The sequence below is a fragment of the Agrococcus sp. BE272 genome (assembly GCF_031457935.1).
In the GTDB taxonomy this organism is placed as follows: Bacteria; Actinomycetota; Actinomycetes; order Actinomycetales; family Microbacteriaceae; genus Agrococcus; species Agrococcus sediminis.
On sequence record NZ_JAVDXL010000003.1, the window covers coordinates 50,684 to 63,161 of the forward strand.

A 12,478-nucleotide genomic window follows, 5' to 3' on the forward strand; every position below is an offset into this window, starting at 1 on the left:
TCAGTATCGGTAGTGCTCGGGCTTGAACGGACCCTCCACCGGCACGCCGATGTAGGCGGCCTGCTGGGGCGTGAGGGTCGTCAGGCGAGCGCCGAGCGCGTCGAGGTGCAGGCGCGCGACCTCCTCGTCGAGCACCTTCGGCAGCCGGAAGACGCCGAGGTCGTAGTCGCCCGTCGCGAGCTCGATCTGCGCGAGCACCTGGTTCGAGAAGGAGTTCGACATCACGAACGAGGGGTGGCCGGTCGCGTTGCCGAGGTTCATCAGGCGCCCCTCGGAGAGCACGAGGATCGAGCGGCCGCCCTCGAAGCGCCACTCGTGCACCTGCGGCTTGATCTCGATGCGCTCGGCGCCCGAGCGCTCGAGCCCGGCGATGTCGATCTCGTTGTCGAAGTGGCCGACGTTCGCGACGATCGCGAGGTGCTTCATCGAGCGCAGGTGCTCGAGCGTGATGACGTGCTCGTTGCCCGTCGTCGTCACCCAGATGTCGGCCTCGTCGAGGCAGTCCTCGACGCGCGCGACGCGGAAGCCGTCCATCGCCGCCTGCAGCGCGCAGATCGGGTCGACCTCGCTCACGATCACGCGGGCGCCCTGGCCGCGCAGCGCCTCGGCCGCGCCCTTGCCGACGTCGCCGTAGCCGACGACGAACGCCGTCTTGCCGCCGATGAGCACGTCGGTCGCGCGGTTCAGCCCGTCGGGCAGGGAGTGGCGGATGCCGTAGCGGTTGTCGAACTTCGACTTCGTCACCGAGTCGTTCACGTTGATCGCCGGGAAGAGCAGGCGCCCCTCCGCGAAGAGCTGCTCGAGCCGGTGCACGCCGGTGGTGGTCTCCTCGGTGACGCCGCGCAGCTGCTCGGCGATGCGCGTCCAGCGCTGCGGGTCGTCGGCGAGGGTCGCAGCGATGAGCGCGTCGATCACGCGCAGCTCGTCCGGCGCGCCCTCGGGCGTCACGTGCGCCGCACCCGCGAGCTCGGCGTCCCGCCCGCGGTGCACGAGCATCGTGGCATCGCCGCCGTCGTCGAGGATGAGCGTGGGGCCCTCGGGGAAGTCGAAGATGCGGTTGGTGCACGCCCAGTACTCCTCGAGCGTCTCGCCCTTCCAGGCGAACACCGGCACGCCGGCGGGCGACTCGGCCGAACCGCTGCCGACGACGACGGCGGCGGCCGCCTCGTCCTGCGTCGAGAAGATGTTGCAGCTCGCCCACCGCACGTCGGCGCCGAGGGCGACGAGCGTCTCGATGAGCACCGCCGTCTGCACCGTCATGTGCAGGCTGCCCGCGATGCGCTGGCCTGCGAGCGGCTGCGCGTCGGCGTAGCGGCGCCGCAGCTCCATGAGGCCGGGCATCTCGTGCTCGGCGAGCCGGATCTGGTGGCGTCCGGCCTCGGCGAGGCCGAGGTCGCGCACGTGGTGCTCGAGGGTGCCGTGCTCGTGGGTGCGGGAGGCGGTGTCGGTCATGCCGACCATCCTCCCACCCTTCGCCCGGCGGCCGCCCTCACGCCGAGGGCAGCGACGTCACGAACTCCTCGAGCATCGCGAGCTGGTCGCGGGGCTCGAAGCCGGTGGCCTCGAGCTTGGCGAGGCTGAGCGCGCTGTGGCGCGGCCTGGGCGCGATGCCCGTCTTCGAGGCGAAGTAGGCGTCGGTCGTCACCGGGCGCACCGCGCCCTCGTCGGCGCCGACGAGCGCGAACACGCGCCGGGCGATCGCCGCCCAGCTGGCGGGCTCGCCGCCGTTGGAGGCGTTGTAGACGCCGGAGGCAGGCCGGATCGTGAGCAGGTGGTCGATCGCGCGGGCGAGCTCGTCGGCGAACGTGAGCCGGCCGACCTGGTCGTCGACGACCTCGGGGGCGACGCCGCGGCGCGCGAGGGAGGCCATGGTGGCGACGAAGTTCCTGCCCTCGCCGACGACCCAGGAGGTGCGGACGATGTAGTGGCGGGGCGCGGCGGCGGCGGCGAGGTCGCCGGCGGCCTTCGTCTGCGCGTACACGCCGAGCGGGCCGAGCGGGTCGTCCTCGCGGCGCTCGCCCTCGCGGTCGGCGTAGACGTAGTCGCTCGAGACGTGCACGAGCGTGAGCCCGTGCTCGGCGGCGGTCGCGGCGAGCCGGGCGGGGGCGACGGCGTTGACCGCCCACGCGTCGCGGCGTCCCTCGTCGGTCTCGGCCGCATCCACCGCCGTGTAGCCGGCGGCGTTGACGATCGTGTCGTAGCCCGACCAGCGGATGCCCTCGAGCGCCGCCGGGTCGGCGAGGTCGATGCGGTCGCGGCCGGCGAACTCGACGTCGGCGCGGTCTGCCCAGCGGTGCCGCAGCGCCCGGCCGAGCTGCCCGTTCGCGCCCAGCACGAGGGTCTTGCGCGGCGGCATGGGCGTGACGTCGGCGAGCATCGGGTGCGCGCGGTCCTTGTCGCTCAGCTCGGCCTGCTCGAGCGGGATCGGCCAGGCGATCGCGGCGGTCGGGTCGGCGAGGTTGAGGAACGTGTACTCGCTCTGCGCCTCGGCCGACCAGTGGTCGTTCACGAGGTACGAGTAGGCGGTGTCCTCCTCGAGCGCCTGGAACGAGTTGCCGACGCCGCGCGGCACGAACACCGCGATCGACGGGTCGATCTCGATCGTGAACGTCGCGCCGAACGATGGGCCCTCGCGCAGGTCGACCCACGCGCCGAACACGCGGCCGGCGGCGACCGAGATGTACTTGTCCCACGGCTCGGCGTGGATGCCGCGGGTCACGCCCGCGGTGGCGTTGAAGGAGATGTTGTTCTGCACCGGGCCGAAGTCCGGCAGCCCGAGCGCCAGCTGCTTCTCGCGCTGCCAGTTCTCCTTGAACCAGCCGCGGTTGTCGCCGTGCACCGGCAGGTCGATCACGAGGAACCCCGGGATCGGGGTCTCGCGCACCGCGAGCTGCTTGCCCGTCTCCATCAGCGCCGCCCTCGGTCTCAGTGCCCGGCCTGGGCGTACTTCGCCTCGGCCTCGGCCTTCTGCTTGCGCCACCACGGCTCGTTCGCGCGGTACCAGTCGATCGTCGACGCGAGGCCGGCCTCGAAGTCGGTGAACGCCGGTGCCCAGCCGAGCTCCTCGCGCAGCTTCGTCGCGTCGATCGCGTACCGCATGTCGTGGCCCGGGCGGTCCTTCACGTGGTCGAACGCATCCGGCTCCTGCCCCATCAGCCGCAGGATCGCCTGCACGACCTCGAGGTTCGAGCGCTCGCCGTCGGCGCCGATCAGGTACGTCTCGCCGATCCGGCCCGACTCGAGGATGCGCAGCACCGCCGAGGAGTGGTCGTCGGCGTGGATCCAGTCGCGCACGTTCTCGCCCGCGCCGTACAGGCGCGGCCGCACGCCGTCGATCACGTTGGTGATCTGCCGCGGGATGAACTTCTCCACGTGCTGGCGCGGCCCGTAGTTGTTCGAGCAGTTCGAGATCGTCGCCTCGAGCCCGAACGAGCGCACCCACGCGCGCACCAGCAGGTCGGAGCCCGCCTTCGTCGACGAGTACGGGCTCGACGGGTTGTAGGGCGTCTCGGGCGTGAACTTCGCCGGGTCGTCGAGCTCGAGGTCGCCGTAGACCTCGTCGGTCGAGATGTGGTGGAAGCGCGTGCCGTGCTTGCGCGCCGCCTCGAGCAGCGTGAACGTGCCGATGAGGTTCGTGTGCACGAACGGCGACGGGTCCGACAGCGAGTTGTCGTTGTGCGACTCGGCCGCGTAGTGCACGACCGCGTCGGCGTCGGCGACCAGCGCGTCGACGACCTCCGGGTCGGCGATGTCGCCCACCACGAGCCGCACCCGGTCCTCCGGCAGCCCCGCGAGCGTCTCGCGGTCGCCCGCGTAGGTCAGCTTGTCCAGCACCACCACGTCGTGGTCGGTGTTCGCGACCGCGTAGTGGACGAAGTTCGAGCCGATGAAGCCGGCGCCGCCGGTGACGAGGAGCTTGCTCATGCCCCCCAGCGTAGTGTCCGGGCAGCGGTGCGCCGGGCCGTCAGGCGCGGATGAGCGCCAGCACCTCGTCGCGGATCGCGGCCATCGTCGCCGCCTGCTCGCCCTCGACGTTGAGCCGCAGCAGCGGCTCGGTGTTCGAGGGGCGCACCGAGAACCACCACGCGCCGTCGGCGGCCATCACCGTCAGGCCGTCGAGCTCGTCGAAGTGGCCGCGGCCCGCGAAGGCCTCGACGATGCGCGTGTACGCGGCGGGCACATCGGCGACCGTCGAGTTGATCTCGCCGGACGACGCGTAGGGCGTGTAGCGGGCGGCGAGCTCCGACATCGGCTCGTCGTCGGCACCGAGCGTCGCGAGCACGTGCATCGCCGCGAGCATGCCGTTGTCGGCGCCCCAGAAGTCGCGGAAGTAGTAGTGCGCCGAGTGCTCGCCGCCGAAGACGGCGCCCGTCTCGGCCATGCGGTCCTTGATGAGCGAGTGGCCGACGCGCGTGCGCACGGGCGTCGCGCCCGCGGCAGTGATCGTCTCGGGCACGGAGCGGCTCGTGATGAGGTTGTGGATCACCACGACGTCCTGCTCCCCCGCCGCCTGCACGCGGCGGATCTCGCGCTCGGCGACGATCGCCGCGACCGCCGACGGCGACACCGCCCCGCCGCGCTCGTCGATCACGAAGCAGCGGTCGGCGTCGCCGTCGAACGCGAGGCCCAGGTCGGCGCCGTGCTCGACGACGGCGGCCTGCAGGTCGACGAGGTTGGCCGGGTCGAGCGGGTTGGCCTCGTGGTTCGGGAACGTGCCGTCGAGCTCGAAGTACAGCGGCACGACCTCGATCGGCAGCTGGCCGAGCCCGGCGGCCCCGCCGAGCACCGCCGGCACCGTCATCCCGCCCATGCCGTTGGCCGCATCCACGACGACCTTGAGGGGCCGGATGCGCGTGAGGTCGACGAGCGAGCGCAGGTGCGCCGCGTAGTCGGGCAGCACGTCGCGCTCGGTGAGCCCGCCGCGCTCGGGCGCCTCGGCGAGGCCCTCGTCGAGGTACCGCTGCGCGCCGTCGCGGATGGCGGCGAGGCCCGTGTCCAGGCTCACGCCGCGCGCGCCGGCGCGCGAGAACTTGATGCCGTTGTAGGCGGCGGGGTTGTGGGATGCGGTGAACATCATCGCGGGCGCGTCGAGCGAGCCGGAGGCGAAGTAGGTCGCGTCGGTGGAGCAGAGCCCGATCATGACGACGTCGGCGCCGCGCGCCCGCGCGCCGTCGGCGGCAGCCGCGGCGAGCGCGGGCGACGAGGGGCGCATGTCGTGGCCGATCACGATCGGAGCGGCCCCGGGCCGGCCGGCGTCGACCTCGTCGGCGAACGCCGCGCCGAGGGCGCGCACGACCTCCTCGGTCAGCTGGCCGTCGACCAGGCCCCGCACGTCGTACGCCTTCACGATGTCGCTCAGCGCCATGGTTCCCTCTTCGCTCTGGTGGCCCCTACCGGGGCGCTCTGCCGGGCTCGTGCCGCACGACGCGCCACCCGGCGGGGCCGGCGGCGCGCTCCGCGTGCGGGTCGCACAGGTCGTAGCTGCCCTCGATCGCACCCCGCCGGCTGGCGGGCTGCAGCGGTCCGACGACGAGCAGCTGCTCGCCGTAGTCGACCGTGACGGTGCGGTCGGCGTACCTGCGGCACCCGGGCCGAGAGCACGTCCTGACGTCCATCCGGTCAAGGGTAGTGCCGCCGCGGGCCGCGGCCGGCCGACACGTAGGATGAGGCCATGCCCGCGCGCCAGCACTCCCGCGGTTCGCGCCACGGCCGCGACATGCGGTCGTCGATCGCCGGCCCCGTGCTGCCCTTCCTGTCGTCGCGCGAGACCCGGTTCGAGGACATCGCGGCCGACGCCGCCGACTACGTGCAGGCGCTGTGGCCGGCAGAGCTCGGCGACGTGCTCTTCCAGTGGGCCGACATGCCGCCGCGCTCGCTCGCCGATCGCGTCGACGAGGTGCCTGAGTGGGCCGTCGACGCGCGGCGCCGCACGATCACGATCTACCGGCTGCCGCTGCAGCGGCTGCCGCGCGTGCACATCGACGACGCCTGGCACCGGCAGGTCGCCATCGAGGGAGCGGTCTTCCGCGCCGCCGCCGAGCTCATCGGCCGCGACCCGTGGGAGGTCGCCCCCGACCGCTGGCGGCATCATTGAGCCCGGAGCACGCAATGCCGCGCAGCGGCGTTGCGCGCGGAGGGCTCAAGGTCGCGCGCTGGAGCTGAAGGCGGAGGCCCTTTCGGGCCTCCGCGCGACGCCAGCGCCGACGGCCGTCTCGGCCGTCGGTCCAGCGGCCGGATGCCGCGTACCGAGACCCGGAGTCGCAGCACGCAATGCCGCGCAGCGGCGTTGCGCGCGGAGGGCTCAAGGTCGCGCGCTGGAGCTGAAGGCGGAGGCCCTTTCGGGCCTCCGCGCGACGCCAGCGCCGACGGCCGTCTCGGCCGTCGGTCCAGCGGCCGGAGGCCGCGTACCGAGACCCAGTCATCAGTGCAGGACGGTCACGCCCTCCGCCGCCGGCCCCTGCGGGCTCGCCGTGAAGCCCGCGATGGCGCTGTCGCTGCGGTAGCCGACCCCGATCACGAGGTCGTCGCCGACCACCTCGATCGCACCGCCGTCGACGGCCCGCTCGAGCACGCCCATCGCCGGCAGCCGCACGGCCTCGCCGCCGATCGTGATCTCCTGCTCGGCGTCGGAGGTGCTGACGACGTGCAGGCGGGCGCCGGGCCCGGCCGGCACGGCGATCGACGAGGCGCCCGAGCGCGGCTGGCCGCCCGCGACCCAGTCGAAGTCGAGCCCCTCGCCCGCGATCGCGACGCTCCGCGCGCCCGCGACGACCGGCGCATCTGACTCGATCCGCACCGCGAGGGTGCCGACCGGCAGCTCGTCGAGCGGGAAGTCGGTGACCCTGCCCGCCTCGAGCGACCCCTCCGACTCGATCGTCGAGCCGTCGCCCGACTGGAACACGACGCGCACCGCGCCCCCCGTCGGCGAGAGCAGACGCAGCACGGGCGTCGTGTCGTCGTAGTCGGGCTGCGTCTCGAGGCCCGACGGCTCGGCGACGACGACCCCCGGCAGCACCGCGCCCGTGAGGGCCGACACCGGGTCGACGACATCGAAGCCGCCCCGCTCGAGCCCGCGCGTGATGGTCTGCTGCAGGTGCGCCGTCACGGGGGCGCCGGTGGATGCGACGTGCACGACCGCGTCGGGGACGCCCGGGGCGATCGCGGCGAGGTCGAGCACCTCGACCTGGCCGGCGCCGACGGCGACGCCCGTCGACCCCACCGTCTCGACCGGCCCGTCGGGACCGTAGACGGTCACGTCGACGCTCGCGGCGACCTCGGAGCCGTTGGCGATCGTGAGGGTCGTCTGCCTGCCCGTGCGGGTGGAGCCGCCGACGAGCCACTGCTCGAGGCGCGTCTCGGCGCACTCGCTCGCGGCGAGGCCCCGCACCGCGTCGACGTCGACCGAGACGGACTGCGCGGCCGAGAGCGTCGAGCTCTCGCCGCGCTGCACGATGGATGCCGCGCCGGGCAGCTCGGCCTGGCGCATCGTGAGCGGCGTCTGCGCCACGTCGCCGCCGAGGCTGCCGACGGTCACGCTCGGCTCCCCGATCGCGGCGAGCGCGAGCGCGTCCTGGCCGTCGGCGGTGCCGACGCGCAGCACCGGGCCGGCGCAGACGCGCGACTGCATGGGCGACGCGGGCAGCACGTGGGTGGACGGCGCCTGCGCCTGGGCCCGCAGGTCCTCCGGCAGCGCGGTCGCGCCGAGCACCGCGCCGACGCCGAGCGCCGCGGCGGCGAGGCCCGCGAGCCCGCGGGCGCTCCAGCGCACCGCGTCGCGGCGCTCGAAGCGCCGCCGGGACTCGGCCGCGTCGTTCGCGGCCGCCTCCCGGTCGGTGAGCGCGACGTCGCTCGCGATGTCGCCCGACGGCTCGGCGTCGGCCTCGACGGCGAGCTCCGCCTCGGTGGGCTCGTGCTCGCGGGGCGGCTCCTCGTCGTCGCGGATCGGCGAGGGGTCGTCGAACTGCTGGGACTCGTCGAGCGGCTCCGGCGTCTCGTCGCGGTCGGTCACTGCCACTCCCCCGTCGTCTCGAGCCGCCTGGTGCGCACGCGCGCGCCGCGCCGCAGCGACGGCAGCGCCGCGACCACCGCGCCCGCGAGCGCGGCGAGCTGCCCGGCGAGCAGCCAGCCGGCCCAGGCGGGGCGCTCGACGGGCGGGCCGCCCGCCGCCTCCTCGCGCTGGTACAGCAGGCCCGCCTCGGTCTGCCCGATCGCCTGCAGGTCGCCGCGCGCGTCGAGCGAGCGCTGCGCGCGGTCGTGCACGGCGGCGGCGCCCTCCCGCTCCTGCTCGAGCAGCACGAAGCGGACGCCGTGCTCGTCGAGCAGCGCGGCGACGTCGGCGTCGCCGCCGGAGGCCATGTCCACCGCGGCCTGGGCGAGCTCGGCCTCGGCGGGGCCGGCCTCCTCGCGCACGAGCTCCTCGGTCGAGACGGCGTCGAGCGTGAGGCCATGGCCGCGCTCGACGTCGACGCCGATGAGTCCCTCGGCGAGCGGCCGCAGCACCATCGTGCCGACCCGCGGGTCGTCCTCGGCCGCCGCGTCGACGAACGCCGGCATGCGGCGCTCGGGCGCGGCGATCACCGTCGCGGGCAGCAGGAACGACGTCGCGATCACGGGCACCGCTGCGGCGACGGCGGCGAGGGCGACGACGCCGCCGGGCACGGCGCCGCGGCGGTCGTCGAGGTCGACGGCGACGACGGCGAGCGCGATGAGCGCGGCGAGCATGACGGATGCGCCGGTGCCGGCCCAGACGGCGACGGGCTCACCGTCGAGGGAGGTGACGGAGAGCCTCGACGCGGCGACCGCGGTGGCGTACCCGGCGAGCAGCAGCGCGAGCCACGGCCAGGCACGGGTGGGGCGCAGGACGATGCCCGCGAGCGCCGCGAGCGCGAGCGGCGCGAGCAGCGCGAGGGCGATCCACTGCGCGTCGAGCTCGGGCGCGGTCGCGGCGACGGCGCCCTCCAGGCTCGCGAGCGTGCCGTCGGGGCCGAGCAGGGCCGCCTCGACCGGGGTAAGCGGGGTCGAGGGCTTCGGCACCCCCGGGTCGGCGAGCGCGGCGAGCGGGCGGCCGTCGATCCACCGGGTGACGACGATCGGCGCGAGCAGCGCCGCGGCGGGGAGGAGCGCGGCGAGCGGCCGCAGCGGCGCCCGCCACCCGGTGCCCATCGCGATGAGCGCGAGCAGGAGCATCGCCGGCAGCAGCACCGGCGCGCCGGCGACCGCCACCGCGAGCGGGATCGCGGCGGCGCCCGCGGCGCGCCACGAGCGGTGGGCGCGCAGCAGCCCCGCGACGGCGAGCGGCAGCGCGACGTGCGCGAGCACGGCGCCGAGCCGCCCGTCGACGATCGCGACGAGGAGGATCGGCGAGAGCGCCCAGACGGCGGCGGCCACGGCGGGCGCCCACCGGGAGTCGGTCATGGCGCGCACGGCGAAGAACGCCGTGACGGAGGCGATCGCCGGCGCGAGGAACAGCACGAGCACGATCGCGGTGGAGGGCTGCCACGGCGTGAGCGAGCCGAGCAGCGCGAGCAGGATCGTGAACGGATCGGCCGGACCGACCACCTCGCCGAGCGCGTCGCGCGGGCCGGCGAGCGCGTTCGCCCACACCTCGGCGAGCGACCCCGACAGCGGGAGCAGGGCGCCGCCGGTCGCGGCGCTCGCCGCGATGAGCTGCGGCGACAGCACGACGCCCACGACGACCGCGAGCGCGGTGACCCACAGGCCCGCGCCCTCGACGAACCCGACGCGCTCGTCGGCGACGCGCTGCATCTGCTCGGGGTCGCCGAGCGACCGCCGCCGCGAGCGCACCGTGCGCCAGCTGGCGCGCAGGCCCCGCATCGACGACCAGCCGGTCGCCTTGGTGCGGGCGATCCGACGCCGCGCGCGAGCGGTCGCGGGCAGCGCGACGAGCGTCGCGAGCGTCGCCCGCCACTCGGCGAGCACGGCGGCGGGCCGCTTGGCGAGCAGGTGCGCGACGGTGCGCACGACCGCGAGCGGCAGCAGCAGGAGCCAGTGCGCGATGAGCGCGAGCGGGTTCGCGTAGGCGAGCCGGCGGTGCAGCTGCGCCCGGCGGGCGACCGCCACGCGCTGCGCGTCGCTGACGGTGCGGGCGTCGAAGTGCTCGGGCCCCCCGGCGCGGCGCACCCGCGCGCGCGGCTCGACCGCGACGCGATGGCCCGCGAGTCGCGCGCGCACGCCGAGGTCGAGGCCGGCGTCGATCGAGCGCAGCGCCGGATCGAAGCCGCCGAGCGCCTCGAACACGTCGCGCCGCACGAGCATGCCGGTCTCGGCGACGCCGAGCACGTCGGAGTCGTCGTCGTGCTGGCCCTGGTCGAGCTCGCCCTCGTGCAGCAGCATGCTGCGACCGAACGGGGTCATCGTCTGCCCGAGCTCGGCGAAGCGGTCGGGCAGGTCGGCGCGCATCACCTTCGGGCCGACGATCGCGACGCTCGGGTGCGACTCCACGTGGCCCAGCAGCGCCTGCAGCGCGCGCGGGTGCGGCGCCGCGTCGTGCGCGAGCACCCACAGCCAGTCGCCCGGCTCGGCCGATGGCAGCGCGCCCGCGCCCCGGTTCACGAGCTGCCCGTACGGCAGCCGCGCCGCAGCGACGACGCTCGCGGCGCGCGACGCCTCGAGCACGGCGCGCGTGTCGTCCTTCGATCCGCCGTCGACGGCGATCAGGCGATCGGGCGCGACCGACTGCGCCTCGATCGCGGCGAGGGTCGCGGGCAGGTACGCGGCGCCATTGCTGGCCGCGAGCACGGCGAAGACCCTCGGATGCACCCGGCAAGGCTAGGCGCGCGGGCCTCGGCGGGCCGGGGTTGGGCCCGGTGCGCCGCCGAATCGCCGCCCGGGGCGCGTCAGTGCGTGAGGATCGCCTGCGTGCGGGGCGCGCGCGGCGCGATCTGCTTGCGGAGCGGCCCGATGACGAAGATGACGAGCAGGATCATGCCGAACTCGATCCAGGGCCGCGACTCGGCGAGCCCCTGCACGAACAGCGCGACCCACAGCAGCAGCGGGATGGCGTTCAGCGCGCGCTCGCCGATCGGCGCCCGGTAGAGCGCGCCGAGGCAGTTGGCGGCGGCGCGGTACTGCAGGGCGGCCCACAGCAGCACGCCGACGAGCCCCAGCTGCATGAAGACGTCGAGCCACACGTTGTGCGCCTGCAGGTAGACCATGCCGTGCATCTCGCCGAGCCGGTCGAACGGCTCCACCCACGGCAGCCAGTAGCCGAGGTAGCCGACGCCCACGACGGGGCTCTCCATGCCGAGCGCGATCACGCGGCCCCAGATGTCGAAGCGGCCCGTCATGTCGGCGTCGCGTCCCAGGAAGTCGGTGACGGCCGTCCAGTTCGCGATGATGAGGCCGACGCAGACGAGGCCCACCGCGATCGCGAGGCCGAAGATCCGGTAGAAGGCCGCGCCGCGCCATCGCACCCAGCTGACGACGAGCACGGCGAGCACCGCCACCATGGCGGTCGCGAAGAGCACGGTCGCGCTGCGGGTGAGCACGTGGACGAGGACGGGCAGGCCCACCCACACGGGCCACCACCGGTCGACGCCGGCCACGGCACGGCATCCGGCGATCACGAGCGCGATGAGCGCCACCATGCCGAGCAGGTTCGCGTTGCCCATCACGCCCTGCACGCGCCCGCCCTCGAAGAGCAGGCCGCTCGACCAGTGCAGCTCGCCGCTCACGTCGGGCGGGTAGTCGGCCCAGAGCGGGAACAGCGGCCGCCGCAGCACGAGCGCGACGAAGGCCTCGAACAGCAGCGACGCTGCGAGCAGCCCCTGCATCGACCAGTGCGTGACGTCGAGGATGACGCGGTACGGCAGCGACGCGATGAGGACGGCGCTCGCGATGGTGCCGAGCAGGATGAACGACCCGAGCAGCGACCATCCGGGCGAGATCGCCCACACGGCCGACGCGACCGCGGCCACCGCGAACGCGACGACCGGCACGGGCATGCGATGCAGCCGCACGCGCAGGAGGCCGAGCTCGATGAAGACCCAGACGAAGGTCAGGCCGACCAGCGCACCCCAGACGGGGTAGCCGATCACGTTGCGGACGGCGTCGCCCGCGGCAGCGTTGGTGACGATCCAGGCTGCCAGCGCGGTGCGGCGGCGCTGGTTCGGCATGGATCCATGGTTCCACGTCCCGCTGTGGACGCGGGCGCCCGCCTCGCGGGTCAGGGCGCTCAGGCCAGCTTGCGGAGCTTGCGGCGCTCGCGCTCGGAGAGCCCGCCCCAGATCCCGAAGCGCTCGTCGTTCTCGAGCGCGTACTCGAGGCACTGCTGGCGCACCTCGCAGCCGTCGCAGATGCGCTTGGCATCGCGGGTGGAGCCGCCCTTCTCGGGGAAGAACGCCTCCGGATCGGTCTCGGCGCAGAGCGCGTCGGCCTGCCAGGCGAGGGCGTGGTCGGCCGCGTCGTCGCGGACACCGGGAACGCCCAGCATGATCGGGTCGACGAACCAGTCGCCGGG

10 protein-coding genes are annotated in these 12,478 nt (G+C 74.6%); 1 reads left to right on the forward strand and 9 read right to left on the reverse strand.

Going from position 1 to position 12,478, the window contains the following annotated elements; genetic code table 11:
- From ahcY to J2X49_RS11135, 5 genes are read right to left on the reverse strand one after another with little or no spacing between them, the layout of a single operon-like run.
- Positions 1-1,452 carry an adenosylhomocysteinase gene (gene ahcY, locus J2X49_RS11115; protein WP_310126222.1) on the reverse strand — a complete coding sequence of 484 codons (1,452 nt, stop codon included), beginning with the start codon at positions 1,450-1,452 and terminating at the stop codon, positions 1-3.
- Positions 1,453-1,489: 37 nt separating this feature from the next.
- The gene (locus tag J2X49_RS11120; protein WP_310126225.1) at positions 1,490-2,908 is read right to left on the reverse strand and encodes a bifunctional dTDP-4-dehydrorhamnose 3,5-epimerase family protein/NAD(P)-dependent oxidoreductase; all 1,419 of its coding nucleotides are present in this window, start codon (positions 2,906-2,908) and stop codon (positions 1,490-1,492) included.
- 17 nt (positions 2,909-2,925) lie between these two features.
- A complete protein-coding gene (gene rfbB / locus J2X49_RS11125) occupies positions 2,926-3,924 on the reverse strand; it encodes a dTDP-glucose 4,6-dehydratase (RefSeq protein ID WP_146357004.1) in 999 nt (332 codons plus the stop codon).
- A 40-nt stretch (positions 3,925-3,964) separates the two neighbouring features.
- A complete protein-coding gene (locus J2X49_RS11130) occupies positions 3,965-5,365 on the reverse strand; it encodes a phosphomannomutase/phosphoglucomutase (RefSeq protein WP_310126229.1) in 1,401 nt (466 codons plus the stop codon).
- 25 nt (positions 5,366-5,390) lie between these two features.
- Positions 5,391-5,615, reverse strand: coding sequence for a DUF3499 family protein (locus tag J2X49_RS11135; protein WP_128189269.1), 225 nt, complete (start codon positions 5,613-5,615; stop codon positions 5,391-5,393).
- Positions 5,616-5,671: 56 nt separating this feature from the next.
- Here J2X49_RS11135 and J2X49_RS11140 point away from each other — a divergent pair, with 56 nt between their 5' ends.
- The gene (locus J2X49_RS11140) at positions 5,672-6,094 is read left to right on the forward strand and encodes a hypothetical protein (RefSeq protein ID WP_310126235.1); all 423 of its coding nucleotides are present in this window, start codon (positions 5,672-5,674) and stop codon (positions 6,092-6,094) included.
- A gap of 327 nt (positions 6,095-6,421) precedes the next feature.
- Here J2X49_RS11140 and J2X49_RS11145 read toward each other — a convergent pair whose 3' ends face one another.
- The 4 genes from J2X49_RS11145 to J2X49_RS11160 form a co-directional block, all read right to left on the reverse strand.
- On the reverse strand, positions 6,422-8,008 hold the full coding sequence (locus J2X49_RS11145; protein WP_310126237.1) for a DUF5719 family protein: 1,587 nt from the start codon (positions 8,006-8,008) through the stop codon (positions 6,422-6,424).
- Entirely contained in the window at positions 8,005-10,779 is a 2,775-nt protein-coding gene (locus J2X49_RS11150) for a glycosyltransferase (RefSeq protein ID WP_310126240.1), read from the reverse strand. Before J2X49_RS11150 ends, J2X49_RS11145 begins: the two co-directional genes overlap by 4 nt.
- Before the next feature lie 77 nt (positions 10,780-10,856).
- Complete coding sequence (locus J2X49_RS11155) at positions 10,857-12,134, reverse strand: O-antigen ligase family protein (RefSeq protein ID WP_310126242.1); 1,278 nt, start codon at positions 12,132-12,134, stop codon at positions 10,857-10,859.
- A 59-nt stretch (positions 12,135-12,193) separates the two neighbouring features.
- Positions 12,194-12,451: a WhiB family transcriptional regulator gene (locus tag J2X49_RS11160; RefSeq protein WP_310126549.1), complete on the reverse strand. Its 258-nt coding sequence runs from the start codon at positions 12,449-12,451 to the stop codon at positions 12,194-12,196.
- Between the last annotated feature and the right edge of the window lie 27 nt (positions 12,452-12,478).

Coding starts and splice junctions, on each gene's coding strand:
- J2X49_RS11155 (WP_310126242.1), bottom strand. CDS start 12,134: ATGCCGAACCAGCGCCGCCGCACCGCGCTGGCAGCCTGGATCGTCACC.
- J2X49_RS11120 (WP_310126225.1), bottom strand. CDS start 2,908: ATGGAGACGGGCAAGCAGCTCGCGGTGCGCGAGACCCCGATCCCGGGG.
- ahcY (WP_310126222.1), bottom strand. CDS start 1,452: ATGACCGACACCGCCTCCCGCACCCACGAGCACGGCACCCTCGAGCAC.
- J2X49_RS11160 (WP_310126549.1), bottom strand. CDS start 12,451: ATGCTGGGCGTTCCCGGTGTCCGCGACGACGCGGCCGACCACGCCCTC.
- J2X49_RS11135 (WP_128189269.1), bottom strand. CDS start 5,615: ATGGACGTCAGGACGTGCTCTCGGCCCGGGTGCCGCAGGTACGCCGAC.
- rfbB (WP_146357004.1), bottom strand. CDS start 3,924: ATGAGCAAGCTCCTCGTCACCGGCGGCGCCGGCTTCATCGGCTCGAAC.
- J2X49_RS11140 (WP_310126235.1), top strand. CDS start 5,672: ATGCCCGCGCGCCAGCACTCCCGCGGTTCGCGCCACGGCCGCGACATG.
- J2X49_RS11130 (WP_310126229.1), bottom strand. CDS start 5,365: ATGGCGCTGAGCGACATCGTGAAGGCGTACGACGTGCGGGGCCTGGTC.